At 72.2% G+C, this 26,373-nt stretch carries 25 protein-coding genes and 3 tRNA genes; 3 read left to right on the forward strand and 25 right to left on the reverse strand.

What is annotated here, in order from left to right:
• Window positions 1–8 precede the first annotated feature (8 nt).
• The 5 genes from rpoB to rplJ all read right to left on the reverse strand — a co-directional run bounded on the left by rpoB (window position 9) and on the right by rplJ (window position 7,430).
• A complete protein-coding gene (gene rpoB / locus RDV89_RS03070) occupies window positions 9–3,521 on the reverse strand; it encodes a DNA-directed RNA polymerase subunit beta (protein WP_438823252.1) in 3,513 nt (1,170 codons plus the stop codon).
• Window positions 3,522–3,746: 225 nt separating this feature from the next.
• On the reverse strand, window positions 3,747–5,078 hold the full coding sequence (locus tag RDV89_RS03075; protein WP_315731198.1) for a suppressor of fused domain protein: 1,332 nt from the start codon (window positions 5,076–5,078) through the stop codon (window positions 3,747–3,749).
• A gap of 49 nt (window positions 5,079–5,127) precedes the next feature.
• Window positions 5,128–6,078: an ABC transporter ATP-binding protein gene (locus RDV89_RS03080; protein ID WP_315731200.1), complete on the reverse strand. Its 951-nt coding sequence runs from the start codon at window positions 6,076–6,078 to the stop codon at window positions 5,128–5,130.
• Between the two features lie 234 nt (window positions 6,079–6,312).
• Window positions 6,313–6,705, reverse strand: a complete 393-nt coding sequence (gene rplL / locus RDV89_RS03085; protein ID WP_315731201.1) for a 50S ribosomal protein L7/L12 — start codon at window positions 6,703–6,705, stop codon at window positions 6,313–6,315.
• 89 nt (window positions 6,706–6,794) lie between these two features.
• Complete coding sequence (gene rplJ / locus RDV89_RS03090) at window positions 6,795–7,430, reverse strand: 50S ribosomal protein L10 (RefSeq protein WP_315731202.1); 636 nt, start codon at window positions 7,428–7,430, stop codon at window positions 6,795–6,797.
• A gap of 265 nt (window positions 7,431–7,695) precedes the next feature.
• On the opposite strand from rplJ, the gene RDV89_RS03095 reads away from it, so the two are divergent.
• On the forward strand, window positions 7,696–9,135 hold the full coding sequence (locus RDV89_RS03095; RefSeq protein WP_315731204.1) for a heparan-alpha-glucosaminide N-acetyltransferase domain-containing protein: 1,440 nt from the start codon (window positions 7,696–7,698) through the stop codon (window positions 9,133–9,135).
• Window positions 9,136–9,156: 21 nt separating this feature from the next.
• Here RDV89_RS03095 and rplA read toward each other — a convergent pair whose 3' ends face one another.
• From rplA to RDV89_RS03120, 5 genes are all read right to left on the reverse strand, one after another.
• A complete protein-coding gene (gene rplA / locus RDV89_RS03100; RefSeq protein ID WP_315731206.1) occupies window positions 9,157–9,870 on the reverse strand; it encodes a 50S ribosomal protein L1 in 714 nt (237 codons plus the stop codon).
• A gap of 95 nt (window positions 9,871–9,965) precedes the next feature.
• Window positions 9,966–10,394, reverse strand: a complete 429-nt coding sequence (rplK, locus tag RDV89_RS03105; protein ID WP_315731207.1) for a 50S ribosomal protein L11 — start codon at window positions 10,392–10,394, stop codon at window positions 9,966–9,968.
• Window positions 10,395–10,527: 133 nt separating this feature from the next.
• Entirely contained in the window at window positions 10,528–11,355 is an 828-nt protein-coding gene (nusG, locus tag RDV89_RS03110) for a transcription termination/antitermination protein NusG (protein WP_315731208.1), read from the reverse strand.
• Between the two features lie 63 nt (window positions 11,356–11,418).
• Window positions 11,419–11,682, reverse strand: coding sequence for a preprotein translocase subunit SecE (gene secE / locus RDV89_RS03115; RefSeq protein ID WP_315731210.1), 264 nt, complete (start codon window positions 11,680–11,682; stop codon window positions 11,419–11,421).
• A 65-nt stretch (window positions 11,683–11,747) separates the two neighbouring features.
• Window positions 11,748–11,820 (reverse strand) — tRNA-Trp (locus RDV89_RS03120).
• Window positions 11,821–11,964: 144 nt separating this feature from the next.
• Between RDV89_RS03120 and RDV89_RS03125 the strand changes: the two genes are divergently transcribed.
• On the forward strand, window positions 11,965–13,026 hold the full coding sequence (locus RDV89_RS03125; RefSeq protein WP_315731212.1) for an adenosine deaminase: 1,062 nt from the start codon (window positions 11,965–11,967) through the stop codon (window positions 13,024–13,026).
• On the forward strand, window positions 13,023–13,571 hold the full coding sequence (locus RDV89_RS03130) for a hypothetical protein (protein WP_315731214.1): 549 nt from the start codon (window positions 13,023–13,025) through the stop codon (window positions 13,569–13,571). Before RDV89_RS03125 ends, RDV89_RS03130 begins: the two co-directional genes overlap by 4 nt.
• A gap of 7 nt (window positions 13,572–13,578) precedes the next feature.
• Here the strand turns inward: RDV89_RS03130 and RDV89_RS03135 are convergent, their stop codons facing one another.
• The 15 genes from RDV89_RS03135 to RDV89_RS03205 all read right to left on the reverse strand — a co-directional run bounded on the left by RDV89_RS03135 (window position 13,579) and on the right by RDV89_RS03205 (window position 26,369).
• On the reverse strand, window positions 13,579–14,628 hold the full coding sequence (locus RDV89_RS03135; protein ID WP_315731216.1) for a UDP-N-acetylmuramate dehydrogenase: 1,050 nt from the start codon (window positions 14,626–14,628) through the stop codon (window positions 13,579–13,581).
• Window positions 14,621–15,043 (reverse strand): MaoC/PaaZ C-terminal domain-containing protein, encoded by a 423-nt coding sequence (locus tag RDV89_RS03140; RefSeq protein WP_315731218.1) that lies wholly within the window; start codon window positions 15,041–15,043, stop codon window positions 14,621–14,623. Before RDV89_RS03140 ends, RDV89_RS03135 begins: the two co-directional genes overlap by 8 nt.
• Window positions 15,040–15,444, reverse strand: coding sequence for an FAS1-like dehydratase domain-containing protein (locus tag RDV89_RS03145; protein ID WP_315731220.1), 405 nt, complete (start codon window positions 15,442–15,444; stop codon window positions 15,040–15,042). Before RDV89_RS03145 ends, RDV89_RS03140 begins: the two co-directional genes overlap by 4 nt.
• A gap of 111 nt (window positions 15,445–15,555) precedes the next feature.
• The gene (rpmG, locus tag RDV89_RS03150; RefSeq protein ID WP_315731222.1) at window positions 15,556–15,726 is read right to left on the reverse strand and encodes a 50S ribosomal protein L33; all 171 of its coding nucleotides are present in this window, start codon (window positions 15,724–15,726) and stop codon (window positions 15,556–15,558) included.
• Between the two features lie 35 nt (window positions 15,727–15,761).
• Window positions 15,762–15,838: transfer RNA gene (locus tag RDV89_RS03155), tRNA-Met, on the reverse strand.
• A 57-nt stretch (window positions 15,839–15,895) separates the two neighbouring features.
• Window positions 15,896–15,968: transfer RNA gene (locus RDV89_RS03160), tRNA-Thr, on the reverse strand.
• 169 nt (window positions 15,969–16,137) lie between these two features.
• Window positions 16,138–18,471, reverse strand: a complete 2,334-nt coding sequence (locus tag RDV89_RS03165) for a PQQ-dependent sugar dehydrogenase (RefSeq protein WP_315731224.1) — start codon at window positions 18,469–18,471, stop codon at window positions 16,138–16,140.
• Between the two features lie 137 nt (window positions 18,472–18,608).
• Window positions 18,609–19,379 (reverse strand): hypothetical protein, encoded by a 771-nt coding sequence (locus RDV89_RS03170; protein WP_315731226.1) that lies wholly within the window; start codon window positions 19,377–19,379, stop codon window positions 18,609–18,611.
• Between the two features lie 56 nt (window positions 19,380–19,435).
• Entirely contained in the window at window positions 19,436–20,329 is an 894-nt protein-coding gene (locus RDV89_RS03175) for a sugar phosphate isomerase/epimerase family protein (RefSeq protein ID WP_315731228.1), read from the reverse strand.
• Complete coding sequence (locus RDV89_RS03180; protein ID WP_315731230.1) at window positions 20,326–21,555, reverse strand: dihydrodipicolinate synthase family protein; 1,230 nt, start codon at window positions 21,553–21,555, stop codon at window positions 20,326–20,328. Before RDV89_RS03180 ends, RDV89_RS03175 begins: the two co-directional genes overlap by 4 nt.
• A complete protein-coding gene (locus tag RDV89_RS03185; RefSeq protein WP_315731231.1) occupies window positions 21,552–22,700 on the reverse strand; it encodes a Gfo/Idh/MocA family protein in 1,149 nt (382 codons plus the stop codon). Before RDV89_RS03185 ends, RDV89_RS03180 begins: the two co-directional genes overlap by 4 nt.
• A gap of 29 nt (window positions 22,701–22,729) precedes the next feature.
• Complete coding sequence (locus RDV89_RS03190; protein ID WP_315731233.1) at window positions 22,730–23,551, reverse strand: ABC transporter ATP-binding protein; 822 nt, start codon at window positions 23,549–23,551, stop codon at window positions 22,730–22,732.
• The gene (locus tag RDV89_RS03195; RefSeq protein WP_315731234.1) at window positions 23,544–24,320 is read right to left on the reverse strand and encodes an ABC transporter ATP-binding protein; all 777 of its coding nucleotides are present in this window, start codon (window positions 24,318–24,320) and stop codon (window positions 23,544–23,546) included. The genes RDV89_RS03190 and RDV89_RS03195 overlap by 8 nt, the downstream gene beginning before the upstream one ends.
• Window positions 24,317–25,501, reverse strand: a complete 1,185-nt coding sequence (locus tag RDV89_RS03200) for a branched-chain amino acid ABC transporter permease (protein WP_315731236.1) — start codon at window positions 25,499–25,501, stop codon at window positions 24,317–24,319. The genes RDV89_RS03195 and RDV89_RS03200 overlap by 4 nt, the downstream gene beginning before the upstream one ends.
• Complete coding sequence (locus RDV89_RS03205) at window positions 25,485–26,369, reverse strand: branched-chain amino acid ABC transporter permease (protein ID WP_315731238.1); 885 nt, start codon at window positions 26,367–26,369, stop codon at window positions 25,485–25,487. The genes RDV89_RS03200 and RDV89_RS03205 overlap by 17 nt, the downstream gene beginning before the upstream one ends.
• Window positions 26,370–26,373 lie beyond the last annotated feature (4 nt).

The raw sequence follows: 26,373 nt of genomic DNA on the forward strand, positions 1-26,373 counted from the left end.
GGATCCGCTCAGACTTCTTCGACCGAGCTCGGCTCGCGCCGCGACAGGTCGATGCCGAGCTCCTCGGCGGCGCGGAAGACGTCCTCCTCCGCGTCCCGGAGCTCGATGCGCGAACCGTCCTGGCTCAGCACCTCGACGTTCAGGCAGAGGGACTGCATCTCCTTGACGAGCACCTTGAACGACTCGGGGATGCCCGAGTCGGGGATGTTCTCGCCCTTCACGATCGCCTCGTAGACCTTCACGCGGCCCGGCACGTCGTCGGACTTGATGGTCAGGAGCTCCTGCAGGGCGTAGGCGGCGCCGTACGCCTCCATCGCCCAGACCTCCATCTCACCGAAGCGCTGACCACCGAACTGGGCCTTACCGCCCAGCGGCTGCTGCGTGATCATCGAGTACGGGCCCGTGCTGCGCGCGTGGATCTTGTCGTCCACGAGGTGGTGCAGCTTCAGGATGTACATGTAGCCCACCGACACCGGCTCGGGGAACGGCTCGCCGGAGCGGCCGTCGAAGAGCCGGGCCTTGCCGGTGTGGTCGATGAGGCGCTCGCCGTCGCGGTTCGGGATCGTCGCGTCGAGCAGACCCGTGATCTCGTCCTCGCGGGCACCGTCGAAGACCGGCGTGGCGACCTTCGAGTTCGGCTCGGCCGTGTCGGCACCGATCGAGATCAGGCGCTGCTTCCAGTCCGACGACTCGGGGTCGCCCGACAGGTTCAGGTCCCAGCCCTGCTTCGCCAGCCACCCGAGGTGCAGCTCGAGCACCTGGCCGATGTTCATCCGTCGCGGGATGCCCAGCGGGTTGAGGATGACGTCCATGGGCGTGCCGTCCTCCATGAACGGCATGTCCTCGACCGGCAGGATCTTCGCGATGACGCCCTTGTTGCCGTGGCGACCGGCGAGCTTGTCGCCCACCGAGATCTTGCGCTTCTGCGCCACGTAGACGCGGACCAGCTGGTTGACGCCCGGCGGGAGCTCGTCGCCCTCCTCGCGGTCGAAGACGCGCACGCCGATGACCGTGCCGGACTCACCGTGCGGCACCTTCATCGAGGTGTCGCGCACCTCGCGCGCCTTCTCGCCGAAGATGGCGCGGAGCAGGCGCTCCTCGGGGGTCAGCTCGGTCTCGCCCTTCGGCGTCACCTTGCCGACGAGGATGTCGCCGGTCGTGACCTCGGCGCCGATGCGGATGATGCCGCGCTCGTCGAGGTCGGCCAGCATCTCCTCGGACACGTTCGGGATGTCCCGCGTGATGTCCTCGGGGCCGAGCTTGGTGTCGCGCGCGTCGACCTCGTGCTCCTCGATGTGGATCGAGGTGAGCATGTCCTCCTGCACGAGACGCTGGCTGAGGATGATCGCGTCCTCGTAGTTGTGACCCTGCCAGGTCATGACGCCGACCAGCAGGTTCGCGCCCAGCGCCATCTCGGCGTCGTCGGTGCACGGACCGTCGGCGATCGGCGTGCCGACCTCGACGCGGTCACCCTCGGCGACCAGCGGACGCTGGTTGATGCAGGTGCCCTGGTTCGAGCGCTTGAACTTCGCCAGGCGGTACGCCGAGTACGTCCCGTCGTCGTTCATCACGTCGACGGAGTCGGCGGAGACCTCGCGGACCACGCCGGCGTTCTCGGCGACGACCACGTCACCGGCGTCGACGGCGGCACGCAGCTCCATGCCGGTGCCGACGAACGGCGAGTCGCTGCGGATGAGCGGCACGGCCTGACGCTGCATGTTCGCGCCCATGAGCGCGCGGTTGGCGTCGTCGTGCTCGAGGAACGGGATCAGGGCGGTCGCGACCGACACCATCTGGCGCGGCGAGACGTCCATGTAGTCGACCTCGCCGGCCAGGATCTCGCCGACCTCGCCGTCCTTCTGACGGACCAGCACGCGCTCCTCGGCGAAGTGCAGGTCGTCGGTCAGGCGCGCGTTGGCCTGGGCGATGACGTAGCGGTCCTCGTCGTCGGCGGTCAGGTAGTCGATCTGGTCGGTGACCTGGCCCTCGACGACCTTGCGGTACGGCGTCTCGACGAAGCCGAACGGGTTGATCCGGCCGAACGACGCGAGCGAGCCGATCAGACCGATGTTCGGGCCCTCGGGGGTCTCGATCGGGCACATGCGGCCGTAGTGCGACGGGTGGACGTCGCGGACCTCCATGCCGGCGCGGTCGCGGGAGAGACCACCCGGGCCGAGCGCGGAGAGGCGACGCTTGTGCGTCAGGCCGGCGATCGGGTTCGTCTGGTCCATGAACTGGCTCAGCTGCGAGGTGCCGAAGAACTCCTTCAGCGCCGCGACGACCGGGCGGATGTTGATGAGGGACTGGGGCGTGATCGCCTCGACGTCCTGCGTCGTCATCCGCTCGCGGACCACGCGCTCCATGCGGGCGAGGCCGGTGCGCAGCTGGTTCTGGATCAGCTCGCCGACCGCGCGCATGCGGCGGTTGCCGAAGTGGTCGATGTCGTCGGCCGAGACCTTGACCGGCTTCTCGTCCGGGCCGTGCACGACGGCACCCGACGGGTCGGTGAAGTCCGGCGCCTCGGTCGGGTTGCCGGCCTCGTGCAGCTGCACGAGGTAGCGGACCGTCGCGACGACGTCGTCGATCGTCAGCGTCTGCTGGTCGAAGGCCTGGCCGACGCCCAGCTTCTTGTTGATCTTGTAGCGGCCGACCTTCGCGAGGTCGTAGCGCTTGGGGTTGAAGTAGTAGTTGTTCAGCAGCGTCTGCGCGGCCTCGCGCGTGGGCGGCTCGCCCGGGCGCAGCTTGCGGTAGATGTCGAGCAGCGCGTCGTCCTGGTTGGTGGTGCTGTCCTTCTCGAGGGTCAGCATCATCGACTCGTACTGCCCGAACTCCTCGCGGATCTGCTCGTTCGTCCAGCCGAGCGCCTTGAGGAGGACCGTGACGTTCTGCTTGCGCTTGCGGTCGAGGCGGACGCCGACCATGTCGCGCTTGTCGATCTCGAACTCGAGCCAGGCGCCGCGCGAGGGGATGACCTTCGCGGTGTAGATGTCCTTGTCCGACGTCTTGTCGGCGGAGCGCTCGAAGTACACGCCGGGCGAGCGGACCAGCTGGCTGACGACGACACGCTCGGTGCCGTTGATGATGAAGGTGCCCTTGCGGGTCATCATGGGGAAGTCGCCCATGAAGACCGTCTGGCCCTTGATCTCACCGGTCTCGTTGTTGGTGAACTCGGCCGAGACGTACAGCGGACGGGAGTAGGTGAAGTCCTTCTCCTTGCACTCGTCCTCGGTGTACTTCGGGTCGACGAAGACCGGGTTCTCGAACGAGAGCGACATCGTCTCGGAGAAGTCCTCGATGGGGGAGATCTCCTCGAAGATCTCCTGGAGACCCGACTTCTCGGAGACGTCCTCGCCGGCGGCCCGACGGGCCTCGACCTGGGCCTCCCAGCCCTCGTCTCCGATGAGCCACTCGAAGCTCTTCGTCTGCAGGTCCAGCAGCTGCGGGACCTCGAGCGGCTCGTTGATCTTCGCGAAAGAGATGCGGCGGTGGTTACCAGCGTTGTTGCTCGCGGCCAAGACCATTCCTTAGAAGGTGTGCGCTGAAGAATGGCGCCGGCCGACCACTCGATCGGCCACCGGGCAGGCGATCGGCATATGAGGGCAGGCGCAAAGCGCTAACATACCCGCGCGGTCAACCCCGCGCAAGACGCGGGGGACCACAGGGTCCGACCGGACCGGGACCGTTGCCGCAGGATCATTGCCCCCGCGCCCCGGCAGCGTCAAGCGGAACCGCCGTACGCGTCGTGGTCAGTCTCCGCGGCGGCGCCGGCGCAGCAGACCCTCGCGGGGCGGGCGCGCCGCCTCGGCCATGACGAGGACCGGATCGCCCGTGCCCGGATCGATGCCGTCGGCCAGCTCGTAGCGGGTGAAGCCGTACTTGGCGCGCGTGCCCGCCCGCGGGATCTCGTCCGCGTCCTCGACGTGCGCGAGCACGGTGGTCAGCCGCTTGGCCAGCGCGCGGTGGTCCAGACCGTCCCCGGAGAACCAGACCTCGCGACCGCCGCGGGCCGCCAGGCCGCGGGTCACGACCGCGGGGGCGCCGTCGGGGGCCTGACGCGGGTGCACGGAGGCCTGCAGGAGCACCTCGTCGGACTGCGCGGCGGTGAACTCCTCCCGCGTGAGGACCCGACCGTGGTGGGGCAGCCAGACGGCGAGGGCGTCCTCGCGCTCGCACAGCAGCTGGACCCAGGACAGCAGGCGCAGCGTGTGGTCCCCCGCCGTCTCCGGCAGCACGGTCACCACGGCCCGGTGCTGCTCCGCGGCGGCGCGGGCGGCCGGCGACAGCGACGTCGGCTCGACGTCGCGGGTCACCACGGCGGCCGGCAGCGGCCGGTCGAGGGCGAGCCGCACCGGGTTGACGTCCTCGAACACCGCCTCGAGCGCGCCGCGCGCCGACAGGTCGGCCGCCCAGTTCGGCGTCGCGTGGCGCACGACCTCCCCGAGGTCGGCGGGCAGGCTCGCGAGCAGGACGTACGCCGCGTACCCCGGCGCCCCCGCGACCACGGGGGCGCGCCGGACGTCGACGACGGGGCCCAGCGGCGCCAGCCGCTGGGTCAGGGAACCCGGGCCGACCGGGACCTCGCCGGCGAAGGCGAGCTCCTCCGGCAGCAGCGGCACCACCGAGAGGATCTGCGCATCCCCGACGGGCTGCGGCTCGACCGGCGCGACCAGCAGCGCGCCGGCGAAGCGGACCCCGGGAGCCAGGCCCTCGGGGCCGCTGAGCGGGACGGTGCGGCCGGGCACCATGCGTACGCCCCGTTCGCCCGCCAGGCGCGCCAGCGCGACGAGGACCCGCAGCGGCCAGCCGTGGGCCTCGTCGGCGAGCCGGTCGTGGTCGAGCGGGTCCAGACCGGGCCAGCCTGCCGGCAGCGTGATGGCGAGCTCGGTGCCGCCGGGAGCGCCGCACGTGACGACCGTGACGTGGTCGGAGCCCGCCGGTCCGGCCACCAGCAGCTCCGGCGCCGCGCCGGGACCCGACGGATCGAGGACGCGGACGGCGTCGCCGGCGTGCCGCTCCAGGTGGGCGACGAGGTCGGCTCGTCGACGGTCGCGGTCGGGGGCGTTGCTCTCGGCGCTCACGCGGGCCTTCCTGCCCCGGGGGCACCGGCCCAAACGGGCCGAGACGCGCTCAGCCGGAGAGGACCGCGGCCTCGGGGCGGAAGGACCCGGGCGGCGGGGTGATCCCGTTCTGGCGGCACCACTCCCCCGGCTCGCGCTGGCTGCGGCGCGGGATGCCGTTGGAGGGCTCGAGCTGCAGGGCGATCGGCGGCAGGGGCGGGAGCTCCTGGCCCTCCTCGGCCGCGAGCTCGGTGGCGTCCTTCTCCTCCGACATGCCGATGGGGCCGACGCGCTGGGCGTTGAGAAACTGGCGCACCACCGGCTCCTCGGAGCTCAGCAGCATCTCGCGCGGACCGAACATGGCGAGGTGCTTGTGGTAGAGCAGGCCGATGTTGTCCGGCACCGTGCGGGCCGTGTTGATGTCGTGGGTGACGATGAGGAACGTGGCGTCGATCTGCGCGTTGAGGTCGACGATCAGCTGGTTGAGGAAGGCCGTGCGCACGGGGTCGAGCCCCGAGTCGGGCTCGTCGAAGAGCACGATCTCCGGGTCGAGCACGAGGGCGCGGGCCAGGCCGGCGCGCTTGCGCATGCCGCCCGAGATCTCGCCCGGCAGCTTGTCCTCCGCGCCGACCAGGCCGACGAGGTCCATCTTCTCCATGACGATGTCGCGGATGTCCGACTCCGACTTGCGCGTGTGCTCGCGCAGCGGGAAGGCGACGTTGTCGTAGAGGTTCATCGAGCCGAACATCGCGCCGTCCTGGAACAGCACGCCGAACAGCTTGCGGATCTCGTAGAGGTCCTTCTCCGAGCAGGTCGCGATGTCGGTGCCCTCGATGACGATCGAGCCCTCCTCGGGCTTGAGCAGACCGATGAGCGCCTTGAGGAACACGGACTTGCCGGTGCCGGACGGACCGAGCATCACGCAGATCTCGCCGGCCGGGACCGTCAACGACACGTCGCGCCAGATCACCTGCTTGCCGAACGACTTGGTCAGATGCTCGACCTGGATCTCGACACCCATGCGTTCCGACTCCCTCCCTCGCCTGCGGCTACACACGTCACCCGTCGCACCCTGCAGCAGGGTCAACGAGGCATGTAACCCGATGTTACGCGGATCACTCCCGCGAGGTCGAGACGTCCACCCGCGGACGACGAAGGGCGGCCACCCGTGCGGGTGGCCGCCCTTCGCGGCTGACGACGCCGGGCGCCCGGGGGCGCGCCGGCGGCGTCGGGAGATCTCGTCAGAGAGCCGAGGTCACTTGAGGGTGACGGTGGCGCCGGCGGCCTCGAGGGCCTCCTTCGCCTTGTCGGCCGTCTCCTTGTTGGCGCCCTCGAGGACGGCCTTGGGGGCCGACTCCACGAGCTCCTTGGCCTCCTTCAGGCCGAGGGAGGTCAGGGCGCGCACCTCCTTGATGACGTTGATCTTCTTGTCGCCGGCGGACTCGAGGACAACGTCGAACTCGTCCTTCTCGGCCTCGGCCTCGGCCGCGCCGGCACCGCCGGCAGCGCCCGGAGCGGCGGCGACGGCGACCGGGGCGGCCGCGGTGACGCCGAACGTCTCCTCGAACTGCTTCACGAACTCGGAGAGCTCGATGAGCGTGAGCTCCTTGAACGCGTCGAGGAGCTCCTCGGTGCTGAGCTTCGCCATGGTGGCGTCCTTCCTTCTCTGGCCCGCGGTGATCGACCGGCGGGCCGGGGTTTCTTCAGGTGGTGGTTGCGTCAGCCGTGAGCGGGTGCTCAGGCCTCGGCGGGGGTGTCCTCGTCAGCGGAGTCGGCCGCGGGGGCCTCCTCCGTGGCGGGGGCCTCCTCGGCAGCGGCTGCAGCCGGAGCACCGGCACCACCTGCGAGGATCGAGGGGTCGTTCGCGGCCTTCTCCTGCAGCGCGCCCGCGAGGCGAGCGGTCTGCGAGGGGAGGGCGTTGAACGCGTAGAGCGCCTGGGCCATGGTCGCGGTGAGGGCACCGGCCACCTTGGCGAGCAGGACCTCGCGCGACTCGAGATCGGCCAGCTTGGCGATCTCGGAAGCGTCCAGCTGCTTGCCGTCCAGGACGCCGCCCTTGATGACGAGGGCGGGGTTCGCCTTGGCAAAGTCACGCAGACCCTTGGCCGCCTCGACGACGTCGCCCTTGATGAAGGCGATCGCGGTCGGGCCGGTCAGCAGGTCGTCGAAGCCGTCGATGCCCACCTCGTTGGCGGCGATCTTGGCCAGCGTGTTCTTGACCACGGCGTAGTTGGCGTTCTCGCCGAGGGAGCGCCGCAGGGTCTGCAGCTCCTTCACGGTGAGACCGCGGTACTCGGTCAGCACTGCACCGGCGGAGTCGTTGAACGAGTCAACGATCTCCGCGACGGCGGCAGTCTTCTCTGGCCGCGCCATGGGTCTCCTTCCGAACTACGGTCGTCGAGACCGACGCGAAAGGACCCTGGGAACGACGGACGCCCCGAGCGCAGGCTCGGGGCGTGGACTCGGCACCCGGGGGTGTCGCACACTCCGCATCCTGCGCTGGTCGCCCGCTGCTGCGGGGCCTTCGGTCGTCCCGGGCCCGGAGGCCTGGCACGACAACCGACGGTCTCTGGTTGCGAGGAGTGACTGTACGGCGCGGCGCGCGAGCGCACCAAATCGGGCGACCTAGCCTGCGCCGGTGACCACGACCGTACCGTCCCCGCTCGCGCGCCTGCGCGCCTTCGGGGCTCCGCCGCGCCTGCTGGGTCTCGACGTCGCCCGGGCGGTGGCGGTGATCGGCATGGTCGGGGCGCACGTCGGGGCGGTCCGGGGTCCGTTCACCTGGAGCGAGCCGTCGACCTGGACCGACGTGGTCAACGGACGCTCGTCCATCCTCTTCGCGGTGCTCGCCGGCGTCTCCGTCGCGCTCGTGACGGGCCGCTCGCGCCGCCCGGCGCCCAGCGAGCTGCCCGGCATGCGGCTGCGGCTCGTCGGGCGCGGCGCGGCGATCTTCGTCGTCGGCGTCGTGCTCGAGCTGCTCTCGACCGGCATCGCCGTCATCCTCACCCTCTACGGCCTGCTCTACGTCGCCGCCCTGCCGTTCCTGCGCTGGCGACGTCGCTGGCTCTGGACCGCCGTCGCGTTCCTGACGCTGGCCGGCCCGCCGCTGCTGGTCGTGGCCGCGATCCTCACCCCGGGTGGCTGGTTCGAGGGCGACGGCGCCACCCTGGTGCTCGGCACCTATCCCCTACCGGTCTGGCTGGCGTTCCTCCTGGCGGGCCTGGCCGTCGGTCGCACCGACCTCGGACGCGTACGCACGGGGGTCGCGCTGCTCGTGGCGGGCGCGGCGGTGTCCGCCGCCGGCTACGGCGCGGCGGCCGCCACCTCGGCGTACGTCGACGGCCTGTGGGGCGAGAGCGAGTCCTACGACTCGTGGTCCTCGTCGGCGTACACCGAGCTCGACGGCGGGACGGAGGTCGTGACCGTGCCCGGCGAGGACGTGGACCTGAGCGGCATGGTCTGCGACGTCGGCGCCGGCGGCGTCGACGACGGCTGGGCGAGCTGCTACGCCGAGGCGGGGACCTCGGACGACGTGGCGTCGGGGTACGTGGAGTACGACGCGTACGAGGAGCCCTCGTACGCGGAGCGCGTCCGCGGCTCCCAGCCGTGGGCCCAGGTGCAGCTGGCGTGGCTGGCCGACGAGCCGCACAGCGGGGGGACGCTGGAGATCCTCGGCTCCGGGGGCCTCGCGGTCGCGGTCATCGGCCTGTGCCTGCTCGTCGCACGTCCGCTGCGGTGGGCGCTGGTGCCGCTGGCCGCCCTGGGCTCGATGCCCCTGACGGCGTACGCCGCGCACGTCGTGGCCGTCCTGGTCGTCGAGGGGCCCGACAGCGAGTCGCTGCCCGACGACGACGGGACGTGGGCGTGGATGGTGCTCGGCCTCGCGGTGGGCACGACCGCCTGGGCGCTGCTGCTGGGCCGCGGACCGCTCGAGCGGCTCGTGGGCCGCGCGGCCGCCGCCACGGCGGCCGGCCTGCCGCCGGCACCCGCGTCGGCGCCCGTGCCCCCGACGCCGCCGACGATGCCGTCCGCGGACGCGACGAGGGCCCGCCCCCCAGCGGGGAGCGGGCCCTCGTGACGCGCGTGGTGACGCGGAGGCTCAGGCCTCCTCGTCGACCGTGACCGACTTGACGCGGTTCGGGTCGACCGGGATGCCGGGGCCCATCGTCGTCGAGACGGTGACCTTCTTGATGTAGCGGCCCTTCGACGCGGACGGCTTGAGGCGGAGGACCTCCTCGAGCGCCGAGGCGTAGTTCTCGACCAGCTGCGTCTCGGAGAAGGACGCCTTGCCGATGATGAAGTGCAGGTTCGAGTGGCGGTCGACGCGGAACTCGATCTTGCCGCCCTTGATGTCGGACACGGCCTTGGCCACGTCCGGCGTCACGGTGCCGGTCTTCGGGTTCGGCATGAGGCCACGGGGGCCGAGCACGCGACCGAGGCGGCCGACCTTGCCCATCATGTCCGGCGTCGCGACGACGGCGTCGAAGTCGAGCCAGCCGCCGTTGACCTTCTCCACGAGCTCGTCGCCACCGACGTGGTCGGCGCCGGCCTCACGGGCGGCCTCGGCCTTGTCCGCGTTCGCGAACACGAGGACGCGGGCGGTCTTGCCCGTGCCGTGCGGGAGGTTGACGGTGCCGCGGACCATCTGGTCGGCCTTGCGGGGGTCGACGCCGAGGCGCATGACCACGTCGACGGTCTCGTCGAACTTCTTCTTGCTGACCGACTTGGCGATCGTGACGGCCTTGAGCGGGCTGTGCAGCTCGTCGGCGTCGAACGCCTCGGACGCTGCGCGGTAGTTCTTGCTGCGCTGCATGTCTGGATCTCTTTCCTGCCAGGAGTGGTCGTCGAGCCAGCGCGGCTCTGCCACAGGTGCGGGGTGCGGTGGCGTCGCCCGGGGGCGGCGCGTGGTCAGTCGGTCGTGATGCCCATCGAGCGGGCGGTGCCCTCGACGATCTTCATCGCGGCGTCGACGTCGTTCGCGTTGAGGTCGGGGAGCTTGGTCGTCGCGATCTCACGCACCTGGTCCTTGGTCAGCTTGCCGACCTTCTCCTTGTGCGGGACGCCCGAGCCCTTCTGCAGACCGGCGGCCTTCTTGATCAGCTCGGCGGCCGGCGGCGTCTTCGTGATGAAGGTGAAGGAGCGGTCCTCGTAGATCGTGATCTCGACCGGGATCACGTTGCCGCGCATGGACTCCGTCTGGGCGTTGTACGCCTTGCAGAACTCCATGATGTTGACGCCGTGCGGACCGAGCGCCGTACCCACCGGCGGGGCCGGGGTCGCGGCGCCGGCCTGCAGCTGCACCTTGACCAGCGCGGCGATCTTCTTCTTCGGAGGCATGTCCTGGATCCTCTTTCTGTTCTCGTGGTCATGACGAGCGCGGCGCGTGCGCCGGGCTCTGCCACCTGTTGTTGCTGGGCAACCGCAGCATTGTGCGGCAGTGGGACTGCGGGGCGGTAATCCGCCCGGGGGCTCAGACCTTCTGGATCTGGTTGAAGCTGAGCTCGACCGGCGTCTCGCGGCCGAAGATCTCGACGAGCGCCTTGACGCGCTGCGACTCCGCGTTGATCTCGGTGATCGTGGCGTGCAGCGTGGCGAAGGGGCCGTCGACGACCATGACGGAGTCGGCGACGTCGAAGTCGGCCACCTCGACCGGGCGCTTCGCGGCGGTGACGCCGGCGGGCACCGGGGCGCCTGCGGTCTGCGCCTCGGCGACGACCTGGGCCTCGACCGCGGGCTTCAGCATGTCCTCGACCTCGGTGAGCGTGAGGGGGACGGGCTGGTTGTTGTGCCCGACGAAGCCGGTCACGGACGGCGTGTGGCGCACGGCGGCCCACGACTCGTCGGTGAGGTCCATGCGGACGAGCACGTAGCCGGGGAGCACGGTGCGGCGCACCATCTTGCGCTGCCCGTTCTTGATCTCCGCGACCTCCTCGGTGGGGACCACGATCTCGTGGATGTAGTCCTCCATGTTGAGGGAGATGATGCGGTTCTCCAGGTTCGCCTTCACCCGGTTCTCCATGCCGGAGTAGGTGTGCACGACGAACCAGTCGCCCGGCTTGGCCCACAGCTCGCGGCGGAACGCCTCGAGCGGGTCCTCCTCCTCGGGCTCCTCGGCCGCGGCCTCCTCGTCGCCCGTGGGGGCGGCGTCCTCGGCGTCCTCGCTGGGCTCGGCGTCCTCGACGGTCTCGTCGTCGGCAGGCGCGAGCGTCTCCTCGATCTCCTCGGTCGTCCCGGCCTCGGTGGCCGTCTCGTCCTCGGTGAGGGCGTCGTTCTGCTCCGACACGTTCTGCTCCGTCATCTGTCGTCGAATGGGGGGTCGGTCACCTGCGCCGTCCCGGTGGACCAGGGCGACGGGGCGGGGTCACTCTCCGCTGGTCGTGAAGATCTCGAACGCCAGCCGGCCGAACCCGAGGTCCAGCAGCGAGACGAACGCGATCATGAACAGCACGAAGACCATCACCACGATGAAGTAGGTGACGAGCTGCGGCTGCGTCGGCCAGACGACCTTCCGCAGCTCGGCGACGACCTGCTTGTAGAAGGTGAGCGGGCCCGTGCGGACCTTGTCGTCACCCCGAGCGTCGTCGTCCTTCGAGCTGCGCACCGCGCTGCCGTCCGCGTCCGACACGCTGTCCACCCTTCGTCGCCTACCCGTACGCCGCACTCCCGGCGCGGGAGACACGGATGTCCTCGCAGGGCACGAGGGACTTGAACCCCCAACCTTCGGTTTTGGAGACCGATGCTCTGCCAGTTGAGCTAGTGCCCTACGGCGGTCCCTCGCGCTCCTCCCGGACGCCCTCGCGGACGCGACGGACGGAGCGGACGTACCACCAGCGGTGGAGTCTACGTGCACCGCGAACCCCGCGTCCAAATCGACCCCCGGGACCGGGCGGCCCCTACGATGCCCCGCATGTCCGCAGCGCAGCGCCCACCCGCCGACGAGGCGAGCTCCCGACGCCCGCTCGACACCCTCCCCAAGGCCCACCTGCACCTCCACTTCACCGGCTCGATGCGCCACGCGACGCTGCTCGAGCTCGCGGAGCGCGAGGGCGTGCGGCTGCCCGACGCGCTCGCGCACGAGTGGCCGCCCCACCTCTCGGCGGGCGACGAGAAGGGGTGGTTCCGCTTCCAGCGCCTCTACGACGTCGCCCGGTCCGTGCTGCGCACCGAGGCCGACGTGCGCCGGCTCGTGCGGGAGGCCGCGGAGGACGACGTGCGCGACGGCGGCCGCTGGCTGGAGATCCAGGTGGACCCCAGCGGCTACGGCGCCCGGTTCGGCGGGATGACGGAGTTCACCGACCTCGTGCTCGACGCGGTGCGCGAGGCGTCGCGGGCCACCGGCCTCGGCATGGCCGTCGTCATCGCCGCCAACCGCACCCGGCACCCCCTCGACGCCCGCGCGCTCGCCCGCCTCGCGGGGCAGTACGCCGGGCGCGGCGTGGTCGGCTTCGGCCTCTCGAACGACGAGCGACGCGGGGTCACGGCCGACTTCGCGCGCGCCTTCGACATCGCCCGGCGCTCGGGCCTCGCCCTCGTGCCCCACGGCGGCGAGCTGCTCGGCCCGGAGTCGGTGAGCGCCGTGCTCGACCACCTGGGCGCCGACCGGATCGGGCACGGCGTGCGCGCGATCGACGACCCGCGGGTGCTCGACCGGGTCGTCGCCGCCGGCGTCGCGCTGGAGGTGTGCCCGACCTCGAACGTCTCGCTCGGCGTCTACGGCGACCTCGGCTCGGTGCCGGTGCCGGAGCTGATGGCCGCCGGCGCGACGGTCGCCCTCGGCGCCGACGACCCCCTGCTGTTCGGATCGCGGCTGGCCGGGCAGTACGCCACCATGCGCGCCGCGCACGACCTCGACGACGCCACCCTCGCCGAGCTGGCCCGGATGTCGTTCCGCGCCGCCCGGATGCCCGAGGACCGGCGCGTCGAGGCCCTGGCCGCGGTGGACGCCTGGCTGGGAGACTCGGCGGCGTGAACGACGACGCACCTCGCCAGGGCCCGGGCGCGCCGGACCCGGACGCCCCGACCGGGCCCGCCTCGCCCTGGGGCGCGGGCCCCGCGTGGGGCTCCCCCGGCCCCGAGGCCGGGCCGCCCACGACGCCGTACGCCCAGGCGTACCCGCAGACCTCCCCCTACAGCCAGCCGTACGGCCAGCCGTACGCGCAGCAGCCCGGGCAGCCCGCCGGCTACGTGAAGCCGGCGAGCACGGGCCCCGTGCCCTACTTGGGGTTCATCAACCCGCCCGACCACCCGCAGGCGACCACGGCGTTGGTCCTCGGCGCGGTCGGGCTGTTCCTCGGCGTCAGCTTCATGGGCCTCGGCCTGCTCGTCTCCCCCTTCGCGTGGGGCGTGGGCGCCAAGGCGCTGCGCGAGATCGAGGCGTCGAACGGCGCGCTCGGCGGCGAGAGCGCCGCGCGGGCCGGCAAGATCATGGGCATCGTCGGCAGCGTGCTCCTGGCGCTCGCCGTGCTCGCCGTGGCCGCGCTGATCGCCGCGCTCGCCGTCAGCACCTCGCCGTAGCGACGCCTCAGAGCGCGCAGCCGACGGTGACCGGCTCGTTGACGAGCCGGACGCCGAAGCGCGCCTCGACGCCGTCACGCACCTCGCGCGCGAGCGCCAGCAGCTCCTCGGTGCTCGCCCCGCCGCGGTTGGTCAGCGCGAGGGGGTGCTTCGTCGACAGGCTCACGCGGGCGTCGGGGTGCGGGGCGTACCCCTTGGCGAAGCCGGCGTGGTCGATCAGCCAGGCGGCGCTGGACTTCACGGACCCGTCGGGCATGGGGTACGCCGGCGCCTCGGGCGGCAGGGCGGCCGCCTGGTCGGTGCTCAGCACCGGGTTGGTGAAGAACGACCCCGCGCTCCAGGTGTCGTGGTCGTCGGCGTCCAGCACCATCCCCTTGCCGCGCCGCAGCGCCAGCACCGCGTCGCGCACCTCCGCCAGCGGGGCGCGGGCGCCCGTCTCGACCCCGAGAGTGCGCGCCAGCTCGGCGTAGCGCACCGGCGAGCCCGTCGACCCGACGGCGAGCTGGAAGGTCACCTCGAGCACGAGGTAGCGGTCCGGCTCGGCCTTGAACCGGCTGTGGCGGTAGGCGAAGCCGCAGTCGGCGGCCGCGAAGGTGGCCTGCCGCTGCTCGCGGCGGTCCCAGGTGCGCACCGAGGCGATGGTGTCGGCGACCTCCTGGCCGTAGGCCCCGACGTTCTGGATCGGCGTGGAGCCGACGGCCCCCGGGATGCCCGAGAGGGCCTCGACGCCCGCCCACCCGTGGCCGACGGCGCGGGCGACGAACGGGTCCCACGGCTCCCCCGCCGCGACCCGCACCAGCACGCCGCCGCACGTCGGGTCGTCACCCTCGTGGTCGGCGACGACACCGCGCGTGGCGACCTTGACGACGAGGCCGTCGAAGCCGGCGTCGGCGACGACCAGGTTGGAGCCGCCCGCCACCAGCAGCACCGGGGTGCCCGCGGCGTCGGCCCCGGTGACGGCGGCGAGGAGCTCCTCCTCGGTCGTCGCCTCGACGAAGCGCGCGGCGGGCCCGCCGAGCCGCAGCGTGGTGTGGTCGGCCAGCAGCGCCTCAGGCACGCACGACCGCCCGGGGGTTGCCGAGCACCTTCGTGCCGCCGCACGTCACCTCGAGGGCGAGCGTCGCGAGGCCGTCCTCGACGGAGCGGACGGTGGCCGCCACGACCACCTCGACGCCGGTGTCGTCGTCGGGGACGACGACGGGGTTGGTGAACTTGCCGGCCAGCTCGACGACCTCGGCCCCGCCGGTCCACTCCGCGACCGCGCGGGCGGCCAGCGCCTGGGTGAACATGCCGTGGGCGATGACGCCGGGCAGGCCCACCAGGGTGGCGACGCGCTCGGACCAGTGGATGGGGTTGAAGTCGCCGCTGGCGCCGGCGTAGCGCACCAGGTCGGCGCGGGTGACGGCGTACGCACGGGGCTCGAGCTGCTGGCCGGCCTCGAGGGCGGGCGTCGAGCCGGTCGCGGCGCTCACGCGGCCGCTCCCCGGTGCACGAGGACGGCGCTGGTCGAGCAGACCAGGGTGCCGTCGGCGTCGGTGACGTCGCTGCGGGTGCCGATGATGTCGTTGCCGCCGATCTGGCGCAGCGAGGCGACCGTCAGCGCGGTGCTCAGCACGTCGCCGGCGACGATCGGACGCTCGTAGGCGAACTTCTGCTCGCCGTGAACGATGCGCGAGAGGTCCACGCCGACCGTGTCGAGGAAGTCGTTCATCGCGGCGAAGGCCAGCACGATCGGGAACGTGGCGGGCACGGCGCCGCCCGGCGCGTACTCCTGCCCCACCGCGGCGGCGAACTCCGCCACCTTCTCGTCGCTGACGCGGTACGGCGGCGTGGCGGGGAACGTGCGCCCCACCAGGGTGCTGTCCAGGCTCATGGGTCTCACGCTAGCGGTTACCGCGCGGTCGGCCCGCACGGCCGCCGGACGCACGCGAGGCGGCCACCCCGGTGTGGGATGACCGCCTCGTGGGGCGTGTGCGTCGCGACCTCAGCGGGTCTCGCGGTGCGCCGTGTGGTCGCGGCACCGCGGGCAGAACTTCTTCAGCTCCAGCCGGTCGGGGTCGTTGCGACGGTTCTTCTTGGTGATGTAGTTCCGCTCCTTGCAGTCCACGCAGGCGAGCGTGATCTTCGGGCGAACGTCAGAGCTCTTGCTGGCCACGGGAGTGTCCTTCGGTCGAGTGGTGCTGGTCGAACTGGTAGCGGGGGCGGGTATCGAACCCGCGACCTCACGATTATGAGTCGTGCGCTCTAACCGTCTGAGCTACCCCGCCATTCCGGGAATCGGGCCCGGCCCCGGTCTCGCGACCGGTGCCGGGCCCTTCACCCAGAGCCCCTTTACGGAATCGAACCGTAGACCTTCTCCTTACCATGGAGACGCTCTGCCGACTGAGCTAAAGGGGCAAGCGACGGGGAACGATACACACCCCGTGGTCGGAGAGGAAATCGAGCCGTTCGCCGGTGCCGCGGGCAGCGGCGTGCGCCAGGATCTCACCCCTCGCACGCCGCGCCCCACCCGGGTCCGGGCGTCGTGCCCGGACCCGGATGAGGCCCCGCCGGAGCCGCTAGCGGCTCACCGGGAGACCCGGTAGCGCAGGTACTGCGTCAGCACCTCCGACCGGGTCACGGCGCGGTCCAGGAACACCAGCTCGTCGAACGAGCAGTTGCACGGGTTGCGCTCCTGACCGCCCTGGGGGAACGAGCCGCCGATCTTGATGCCGCGGGGCAGCGTGTCGCTCGTGCCCGTCCCGTCGACCTGCCACGGGTCGCCCGGGGTGGTGTAGGACGCCGCGAGCGGCACCCCGTTGCGGAAGAGCTGCATCTGGCCCGTCGTGTAGTCGAACGTGGCCGCCAGGTGCACCCACGTGTCCGGCGGGAGCAGGCGGCGCCAGTCGGCGTCGGCCGCGAGCGTCTGCGAGGCCCCCGTGTCGAGCCGGCGGCCCAGCGCGACGAGCTTGAGCTCCCCGTCGACCTGGATCAGCTCGATGAGCGCCCGCACCCCGTGCCCGTCGGAGTTGCCGCTGAGCACGCCGGCCAGGCCCACCGCGTTGTAGCGGTCGTTCGGATCGGGCGTCGTCGTGTTCGGCAGCGGGTAGGTGTCGCCGCTGACGTTGAACCAGCCCATCACGGTGATCTGCTCGGCCCCCGCCAGGCGGTCGAGGCTCTCCACCCCCTCGGGGTCCCAGACGCCGGCGCGCCAGTCGTCCGCGCCGGGGGTCGTGCCGACCTGCTGGGTGCGCAGCGACGAGATGCTGCCGCCGTAGGCACCGCCGAGCTGACGCTGCTCCTTGCCGCCACCGACGAGCGAGAGCAGGGTGCCGGACGGGCCGGCGTCCTCCTCGCGGGTGCCGTCGACCGCGAGCGGGTGCTCGAAGTCGTAGCGGGCCACGACGTCGTCGGCGATGCGCCGGTCGACCGGCGGGGTCTGCGGCACGACGCGGGTCCCGACGACCTTCCAGATCTTCCCGTTGGCCTTGGACAGCAGGTACAGCTCGCCCTCGGCGTCGGCGCCGAAGCGCAGGTCGACGCGGGTGTCGCCGGCGAGGTCGGTCAGCCGCAGGCGGCGTCCGTCGGTGTCGAAGACCTGCATCTCGTGCAGCGTGGCCTCACGGCCCGTCTCGCGGCGCATCTGGCCGGACTCGGCCCAGTAGACGCGACCGTCGACGATGTCGCCGAAGACGTACTTGCCACGCAGCAGCGGCAGGTCACGGCCGCGGTAGACGTACCCGCCGCCCAGCGCGTGGCCGCTGTCCGCGGCGCACGGCCAGCCCGCCGGCGGGTCGTGGTCGTAGGCGATGACCGGGTAGGTGTAGCCGAAGTCCTCGTCGTCCTCCGGCAGCGGGTAGAGGGCGCACTCGTCGGTCTCGTCGAAGACGAACCGGCCCTCGCGCTCGCTCCAGCCGTAGTTGTCGCCGGGACGCACCTCGTAGACGGCCTCGATGGCGCGCTGGCCGATGTGGCCCAGGTACATCCGGTGCGGCGAGCGGGCGTCCCACGAGAAGCGGTGCGGGTCGCGCAGGCCGATCGCCCAGATCTCGCCGATCCAGCCCTCGTCGCCCACGAAGGGGTTGTCGTCGGGGATGCCGTACTGCCCGTTCGGGCCGTCCGTGCCGGTCGGGTCGATCCGCAGGATCTTGCCGTAGGGCGTCGCCGGGTCCTGCGGGACGTCGGTGCCGAGCGCCGCGCCGCCGTCGCCCACAGCGAGGTACAGCATCCCGTAGTCGGCGCTGCCCGGACGGGCGGTCGGGTTGAAGTCGATCTGCTGGATGGCGTGGATCTGCGAGAAGAACCCGAGCCGCATGACCTCGCGGCTCTCGCCGCTGAAGGTGTCGGCCGCAGGGTCGTCGGCGGTCCACTCGGTGACGACCGAGTGGGAGAACTCGCGGCTCTGGCCCGGGTAGGTCAGCGGCTTCGTGCCGATCGCCCCGAACTGCTCGGTGTGCACGGTGTAGAAGACCCCGTTGTCCTCGAACTCCGGGTGGAACGTCGCGAAGCCGAACCCGCTGCCCATGCCCCGGCCGGAGAAGAAGTCCGGGAACTGCCCGCGGACGTCGAGGTAGACCTGCTCCTCGCCGTCCTCGAGGAAGTAGAGCGGACCGTTGAGGTCCGGCACGAACTGGCGTCCCGAGCCGTCGGGCACGTCGCCGATGTGGTTGATCCGCGCGTGCCGCTGGAGGCGGTAGTCGGTCGCCGGCGGCACCGACTCGGTCTCGGGGAACTGGTGGTACTCCTCGAGCACGATCCCGAGCGAGGAGGCCCGGGGGTCCTCGGGGACCGGGTCGGAGATCCGCTCGTCGCCGGTCGTGGTGGTGAAGCCGGCGGCGGAGCCCGTCGCCGTGGCGGGCGCGGCGAGCGCCGCGAGCATCCCGGCCGCGACGAGCGCGACCAGGCGGGGGGAACTTCTCATGAGGGTGCTCCTCGTCTGCCCCACGGGGCTACCGTGGGAGGTGGTTGGTTCAACCGCTGCTGCCGGTGGCCGCCGGCAGCCGCACCGCCCCCGCCCCCGTGGTCGGGGGCGGTGTGCCGGGCGGCGACGTCGAGGGGTCAGCGCGCGACGGTGCCGAGCGCGACGAGGCCGCGCACGCGGCCGTGGTTGTCGAACGAGCCGAAGCCGATCCGCCCGCCCGTGAAGGTGCGGTCGGTCGCGGTCATCAGGGGCCGCCGGGCGCCGTCGAGACCGACGGCGATGCGCCCGCTGCGCACGTCGACGCTCAGGTGCACCCGGTGCCAGTCGGTGTCGTCGATCGCGGGCGGCGCGCCCACGGCGCCGTCCCACTGGTCGTCGATGCGCACACGGTCGGCGTCGTCGACGCGGAAGATCCCGTTGTGGGGGTAGATCGCGTTGTCCTGCGACAGGTGCACGTAGTGGAAGCGCGTCGGCGACGTGACGTTCCACAGCAGCACGACGTCGCGGTCGTTGCGGCTCACCGGCTCGTCGATGCGCACCTGCGCGGTGAGGTGGAACGAGGCGAGCTCCGGGCCGCGCGTGACGACGGCGTACTCGAACGGCCGCCGCGGGCCTGCGGGCGCCTCGCCGCGCTCGACGAGCACGACCTCGCGGCCGGTGAACGACCACTTCTCAGGGGCCACGGGGTCCCAGTCGCGGGCCTCGGCCCGTGGGACGACGAGAGCGGTACGCCCGCGGCCCGCGGTGCCGCGCGGGCGTGCGGCGGCGGGGGCGGCGCCCAGCAGCGGGGCCGCCCCGACCGCCCCGGCGGCCAGGGCGGCCGGGGCGAGCAGGGCGGCGCGGCGGCTGGCGCGCAGGGTGGTGCCGGGGGTGGTGCCGGGGGTGGTGCTGGTGGAGACGTCGGACATGGGTGTCCTTCCCGAGAGAGCCGGGCACCCGTGCCCGACGAAGGTGGTCGAGCGGGTCAGGCCAGGTGGGGCTCCACGAGCTCCGTGTAGCGACGGGCGAGCGTGGCGACGACCTCGTCGCCCGGCGCCGCCCACAGGTCGGCGTTGAAGATCTCGACCTCGACGTCGCCGGCGTAGCCCGTCGCGGCGACCGCGGCGGTGAACGACGCGAAGTCGACGTGGCCGTCGCCGACCATGCCGCGCGAGAGCAGCGCGTCCGGCGGCAGCGGCGTGATCCAGTCGGCGAGCTGGTAGCTGGCGATGCGCTCCCCCGCGCGCGCCACCTGCTCCAGGACGCCCGGCTCCCACCACAGGTGGAACGTGTCGACGACGACCCCGACGACGTCCGCCGGGTGGTCCTCGGCGATGTCGAGGGCCTGCGCGAGCGTCGAGACGACGCCGCGGTCGGCGGCGTAGATCGGGTGCATGGGCTCGATGCCGAGCCGCACGCCCCGCGCCCGTGCCTCGGGCACGAGGGCGGCGACGGCCTCGGCCGCGCGGCCCCGCGCGCCCGCCAGGTCCCGGTCGCCCTCCGGCAGCCCGCCCGGCACCAGCACGAGCACCGGCGCCCCCAGCGCCGCGGTCTCGTCGAGCGCCCGCAGGTTCTCGTCGTGCGCCGCCCGCGCCGTGGACGGCGGGCCGGTGAAGAACCCCCCGCGGCAGACCGAGGAGACCCGCAGGCCCGCGTCGGCCACCAGGCGTACCGCCTTGTCGAGGCCCACCTCGGCGACCGGCTCGCGCCACACGCCGATCGACGGCACGCCGGCCCGCACGCAGCCGTCGACCGCCTCGGCCAGCGACCACTCGGCCGTCGTGCGCTGGTTGAGCGACAGGCGCGCGAGACGCGGGTCGCCCGGCTGCGGCGTCGGCGTCCGGGCCGGCAGCCCGGACGGCTGGTCGACGGCGCTCACGCCTCGACCCCCGCGGTGCGCAGGTACGCCGTCCACCGTGCCGCCGCCAGGTCCGGGTCGCGCAGCAGCCCGGCGGCGTCGGCGAGCTCGACGACGCGGCCGAGGTGCACCGCGTCGCGGCCGGCCTGCAGGCCGCCCAGCATCGTGAAGCCCCGCTGGTGGCCGTTGAGCCACGACAGGAACGCGATGCCGGTCTTGTAGTAGAAGGTCGGGGCCTCGAAGACGTGGCGCGAGAGCGGCAGCGTCGGCGCCATGGCCGCGTCGTACGCCGCGTGGTCCCCGGCGTCGAGCGCGACGAGCGCCGCCGAGGCCGCCGGCGCGACCGCGGCGAACGCGCCCAGCAGCGCGTCCGAGTGGTGCGTGCCGTCGCCCTTGATCAGCTCCGGGTAGTTGAAGTCGTCGCCGGTGTAGAGCCGCACGCCCTCGGGCAGGGCCGCGCGCAGGCCGCGCTCGTGCTCCGCGGAGAGCAGCGAGACCTTGACGCCGTCGATCTTGGCCGCGTGGGCCCGCACGATCTCGAGGAAGGTCGCCGTGGCGGTCTCCACGTCGCTGGTGCCCCAGTAGCCCCGCAGCTGCGGGTCGAAGGCCTCCCCCAGCCAGTGCAGCACGACCGGCTCGGCGACCTGCCCGAGCACCCGGTCGTAGACCGCCGCGTAGTCCTCGGCGTCGCGGGCGACCGCGGCCAGGTGCCGCGACGCCATCACGATCACCTGGGACCCGCAGGCCTCCACGTGCTCGACCTGCTCGAGGTACGCCAGCGCCACCTCGTCGACGCTGCCCAGCACGCCCTTGTGGTCGGTGCCCGCACCGGAGGCGATCCGCGCGCCGGCCGCCTTGGCCTGCGCGGCGGAGCGGCGCACCAGCTCCTGCGTGCCCGCCCAGTCCAGGCCCATGTTGCGCTGGGCCGTGTCCATTGCCTCGGCGACGCCGAAGCCGTAGCGGAACAGCTCGTGGCGGAAGGCCAGCGTGGCGTCCCAGTCGATCGCGGCGGGCGCGCCCGGCACGTTGTCGCCGAAGGGGTCGGCCACGACGTGCGCGGCCGCGAACACCTCGCGGGAGGCGTACCGGCCCGGGTGGTCGACCCAGGCCCCCGGGGCGCCGAGCCGCAGCGCGGCGAGCGAGCCGTCGCGCCGCGGCAGCAGCACCTGAGGGCCCTCACCGGCCGACCCGGCGCGCAGCCCGGGGTCGAGCTCGACGGCGAGCCCGGTGTCCAGGTCGGTGGTCACGACGTCCTCGTCTCCAGCACCACGCGACGGCCCTCGTTCGACGACGTCAGGCCGGCGTCGACCAGCTCGAGACCGCGCACGGCCGACATGAAGTCGTACGGGTGCGGGCGGCCGTGGTGCACGTCGAGGAGGTAGGCCTCCCACTGCGACCGGAACCCGTTGGTGAACTCCTGGTTGTCGGGCACCTCGTCCCACTGCGAGCGGAAGTCGAGGTCGGTGGGCAGGTCGGGGTTCCACACCGGCTTCGGGGTGCGCTCGCGCGGCTGGATCCGGCAGCCGAACAGGCCGGCGACGGCCGAGCCGTGCGTGCCGTCGACGTGGAACTCGACGAGCTCCTTGCGCTCGACGCGGGTGGCCCACGAGGAGTTCATCGAGACGATGACGTCGCCGATCTCGAACAGGCCGTACGCCGCGTCGTCGGCCGTCGCGTCGTAGCGCTCGCCGCGCTCGTCCCACCGCTCGGGGACGTGGGTGACGGCCTTGGCCATCACGGCGTCGACGCGGCCGAAGAGGTGCTCGAAGACGTAGTTCCAGTGGCAGAACATGTCGAGGACCATGCCGCCGCCGTCGGCGGCCCGGTAGTTCCAGCTCGGGCGCTGCGCGGGCTGCCAGTCGCCCTCGAAGACCCAGTAGCCGAACTCGCCGCGCACCGACAGCACGCGGCCGAAGAAGCCGCCGTCGATGAGGCGCTTCAGCTTGACCAGGCCCGGCAGGAAGATCTTGTCGTGCACGACGCCGTTGATCGTGCCCGCGGCGGCGCCGGCCTCCGCGATCTCGAGGCCCTCGTCGACGCTCTCGGCCAGGGGCTTCTCGGTGTAGACGTGCTTGCCGGCGGCCAGCGCCTTGAGGATCGCCTTCTTGCGCTCCGAGGTGACCTGGGCGTCGAAGTAGATGCTCGCGGAGTCGTCGGCGAGGACCTCGTCGAGGTCGGTGCTCCAGGCGGCGACGTCGTGCTGCTCGGCGAGCGAGCGCAGCTTCTCGGCGTTGCGGCCGACCAGGATCGGCTCGACCTGGATCCGGTCGCCGTCGGGCAGCTCGATGCCGCCCTCGTCGCGGATCGCGAGCACGGAGCGCAGCAGGTGCTGGCGGTAGCCCATCCGGCCGGTGACGCCGTTCATGATGATGCGCTGGGTGTGGACGGTCATGGTTCTTCTTCCTCGTGGTGGGGAGGGCGTCAGGAGGTGGCGCCGGAGCCGGCGGAGGCCGGCGCGGAGGTCGACGACGATGTCGACGGGCGGCCGCCCAGGTAGAGCTCGCCCAGGCGCGGGTCGGCCAGCAGCTCGGGCGCGGGCCCCGTGATGTGGACGCGGCCCAGGTCGAGCACGCAGCCGATGTCGGCCGTCTCGAGCGCCCGGCGGGCGTTCTGCTCGACCAGCAGCACGGCGATGCCCGCGTCGCGCATCCGCACGACCTGCTCGAACATCGCGCTGGTGCGCTTCGGGTCGAGGCCCATGCTCGGCTCGTCGAGCAGCACGACCTTGGGGCTGACCATCAGCGAGCGGGCGAACTCCACCTGCTTCTGCTGGCCGCCCGAGAGGGCGCCGGCCAGGTCGCCCCAGCGCTCGGCGACGATCGGGAACAGCGTCTTGACGAAGTCGGTGCGCTCGGCGATCACGGCCTTGTCGCGCACCGTGTAGGCGCCGAGGCCCACGTTCTCCGCGACCGTCATCTCCTTGAACACGGAGTGGCCCTGGAGCACGTGCGAGAGGCCGGCCTTGATCATGTCCTGGGCGCCGTTGCGGGTGACGTCCTTGCCGTCGACCAGGATCTTGCCCGAGCGGGGGGTCAGCATCCCGCTGGCGACCTTGAGGACGGTGGACTTGCCGGCGCCGTTCGGGCCGACGAGGCACACGATGCTCGCAGCGGGCACCCGCACGGTCAGCCCGCGCAGCACCAGGGCGGCGCGGCCGTAGCCGGCCTCGACGTCGACGAGCTCGAGCAGGGGGCGGCCGGCGTCCTTGGAGGTGCCGGCGGCAGCGGTGGGCAGGTCAGACACCAAGGTAGGCCTCCAGGACTCGTGGGTCGTTCTGCACGAGGGACGGCGGTCCCTCGGCGATGGGGCGGCCGCGGTCGAAGACGACGACGTGGTCGGACAGGCTCATCACCATGTCCATGTTGTGCTCGACGATGACGAACGTGCGGCCCTCGGCGTTCAGCTCGCGCACGAGGGTGCCGATGCGCCCGATCAGGGCGGGGTTCACCCCGCCGGCGGGCTCGTCGAGCATGATCGTCTCGGGGTCCACCATCAGCACGCCGGCCAGCTCGAGGAGCTTCTGCTGGCCGTAGGAGATGTCGCGGGCCTCGGAGTGCTCGAGGTGGTCGATGCCCACCCGGCGCAGCAGCTCGCGGGCCTTGGCGATGTCGCCCGCGTTGCGGGCGCCGGCCATCCGGTGCAGCACGCTCGGCGAGCGCACCCCGACCAGCATGTTCTCCAGCACGGTCATCCGCGGGAAGATCCGGCACAGCTGGAAGCTGCGGCCGATCCCGGCCGCCGCGATGCGGTGCGGGGGCTTCGCCGTGATGTCGCGACCCTGGTAGGTCACCTTGCCCTCGTCGGGCTTGATCATCCCGGTCACGCAGTTGAAGAACGTCGTCTTGCCCGACCCGTTGGGGCCGATCAGGGCGTTGATCTTGCCGTGGTGGAAGGTGACGGAGGCGCCGTCGATGGCGCGCACGCCGCCGAAGCTCTTGGTCAGTCCCTCCGTGGCGAGCGAGGCGGCGGGGGCGCCGCCGGCTCGGGTCGACTCGGTCGCGGCCGCGGTCATCGGCCCTCCTCCTCGGTGCGGTCGCCGTCCGTGCGGTCCGACGACGGGGGGACGGTCTCGAGCGAGCGCTCGCCGGCCCGCTGCTCGTCGATGCGGCGGTTGTGCTCGAGCAGCTGCTCGGCCGTCATCTCGCGGATCGAGGTGCGCTTGGGGCGGAACCGGTCGATCAGCGACGCCAGCGCCGGCAGGACGCCGTCGGGCATGAAGAGCACGACCAGGGCGAGCAGCAGGCCCAGGGCGACGAGGTGGAACTGGGAGTCGCCGTAGTGGACCTTGAAGAACTCCAGCGAGTAGCCGACGACGACCGCACCCAGCACGGGTCCGAACAGGCTCCGGATGCCGCCGAGCAGGCTCATCAGCACCATGTAGGAGCCGATCAGGATGGAGAACTGGAAGATCGGGTCCAGGTAGCCGAACCACAGGGCGTACAGGCCGCCGGCCATGGCCGTGAGGAACGCCGACATCACGAAGACCGTCAGCTTGTACGCGCCGGTGGGCACGCCGAGCGCCTGGGCCTTGTCCTCGTCCTCGCGGATGGCCTTGAGGCCGGTGCCGAAGCGCGAGCGGTCGATCGCCCACCACAGCAGCAGCGCGGCGGCCACGAACGCGACGTGGATGTAGAAGAACCGCTCGTGCTGCTCGGGCCGCAGGACCTCGGTGCCGAACGGGCGCGGGACCCGCAGGCCCTGGGCGCCGCCGGTGAGCGAGGCCCACGACTGCGCCATCAGGAGCAGGATCAGCACCAGGGCGATCGAGACGATCACGAACGAGGCGCCGCGCACCCGCAGGGAGGCGATGCCGATCGGCACCGCGAGGATCCCCACGATCGCCGCACCGGCGACGAGCGCCACCCACGGGTTGAGGTCGAGGCGCAGCACCAGCAGCGCGGTGGCGTAGCCGCCGAGACCGGAGTACGCCGCGTGGCCGAGCGAGATGTAGCCCGTGAAGCCGCCGACGAAGTTCCAGGACACCGCGAACGCGGCGTAGCTGGCGATGACGACGCCGACCGACAGGATGAACGGGTCGGACGCGGTGGACGGGAACGCGAGCACCAGCGCGCCGAGCACGACGAGCGCGACGAGCTTGACGCCCTTGAGGATGCGGTCGAACCGGACGCCGGCGGCGTCGGACCCGCCGGCCGCGGTGGCCGGCGCGGTGGCCTGGTCAGAAGCGCTGGGCAAGACGACCTCCGAAGAATCCCTGGGGACGGACGAGGAGCGTGGCGAAGAGCGCGATGTAGAAGACCGTCTGCGCCCACGTGGTGCCCATCGGGATCTGCAGCAGGCTCTGGCCGACCCCCAGGAGCAGGGCGGCCGCGGCGGCGCCCGGGATGCTGCCCAGGCCGCCGACGACGATGATCGCCATGAGCGGGCCGATCCAGTGCCAGTGCAGCGACGGGTAGATGGTCGAGTCGAGCGCCAGCGCCGTCCCGCCGATCGCGGCGGTCGCGAGGCCGAGGCCGAAGCCGAAGCCCGCGATGCGGTCGGTGTTCACGCCGAGGAGGCGGGCCGCCTCGGGGTGCTGGATCGTCGCCCGCAGCGCCTGGCCGAACCGGGTCACCTTGAGCAGGACGAACAGGCCGGCGAGCGCGGCGGCGGCCAGGGCGAAGGCGATCAGCTTCACCACCGCGATGTGCGCGCCGAGGAACTCGATGCTGGCGCCGGAGTAGCCCAGGTTGATGCGGCGCTGGGTGCCCGTGAAGAAGAAGCCGAGCAGGCCCTCGATGGTCAGCGCGATGGCGAAGGTCAGCAGCACCGACATCATCGTCAGCGTGGCCGGACGCAGCCGGGCGATCAGCCCGCGCTGCAGGAGGTAGCCCATCGCGAAGAAGAGCGGGACGGTCACCACCAGCGAGAGCAGGGGGTCGAGCCCCGTCTCGCGGTGGAAGAGCCACGCCAGGTAGGCCGCGAGGATGAGGAACGCCGAGTGGGCGATCATCACCACGCGCATGACGCCGAAGTACAGCGTCAGGCCCGCCGCGAGCAGGGCGTACAGACCGCCCAGCAGGACCCCGAGGATGAGGGTCTGGAGCAGGAGGGAGGCGGACACTCAG

Origin of the sequence: Nocardioides imazamoxiresistens (assembly GCF_032378595.1) — a bacterium.
Classification (GTDB): domain Bacteria; phylum Actinomycetota; class Actinomycetes; order Propionibacteriales; family Nocardioidaceae; genus Nocardioides; species Nocardioides imazamoxiresistens.

Excerpts from the sequence above, each read along its gene's own strand:
- rpoB (WP_438823252.1), bottom strand. The coding sequence starts at position 3,521 with ATGGTCTTGGCCGCGAGCAACAACGCTGGTAACCACCGCCGCATCTCT.
- rplL (WP_315731201.1), bottom strand. The coding sequence starts at position 6,705 with ATGGCGAAGCTCAGCACCGAGGAGCTCCTCGACGCGTTCAAGGAGCTC.
- rplK (WP_315731207.1), bottom strand. The coding sequence starts at position 10,394 with ATGCCTCCGAAGAAGAAGATCGCCGCGCTGGTCAAGGTGCAGCTGCAG.
- RDV89_RS03165 (WP_315731224.1), bottom strand. The coding sequence starts at position 18,471 with ATGAGAAGTTCCCCCCGCCTGGTCGCGCTCGTCGCGGCCGGGATGCTC.
- RDV89_RS03145 (WP_315731220.1), bottom strand. The coding sequence starts at position 15,444 with ATGAGCCTGGACAGCACCCTGGTGGGGCGCACGTTCCCCGCCACGCCG.
- rplA (WP_315731206.1), bottom strand. The coding sequence starts at position 9,870 with ATGCAGCGCAGCAAGAACTACCGCGCAGCGTCCGAGGCGTTCGACGCC.
- RDV89_RS03170 (WP_315731226.1), bottom strand. The coding sequence starts at position 19,379 with ATGTCCGACGTCTCCACCAGCACCACCCCCGGCACCACCCCCGGCACC.
- RDV89_RS03185 (WP_315731231.1), bottom strand. The coding sequence starts at position 22,700 with ATGACCGTCCACACCCAGCGCATCATCATGAACGGCGTCACCGGCCGG.
- RDV89_RS03080 (WP_315731200.1), bottom strand. The coding sequence starts at position 6,078 with ATGGGTGTCGAGATCCAGGTCGAGCATCTGACCAAGTCGTTCGGCAAG.
- nusG (WP_315731208.1), bottom strand. The coding sequence starts at position 11,355 with ATGACGGAGCAGAACGTGTCGGAGCAGAACGACGCCCTCACCGAGGAC.
- RDV89_RS03125 (WP_315731212.1), top strand. The coding sequence starts at position 11,965 with ATGTCCGCAGCGCAGCGCCCACCCGCCGACGAGGCGAGCTCCCGACGC.
- rplJ (WP_315731202.1), bottom strand. The coding sequence starts at position 7,430 with ATGGCGCGGCCAGAGAAGACTGCCGCCGTCGCGGAGATCGTTGACTCG.
- RDV89_RS03195 (WP_315731234.1), bottom strand. The coding sequence starts at position 24,320 with ATGACCGCGGCCGCGACCGAGTCGACCCGAGCCGGCGGCGCCCCCGCC.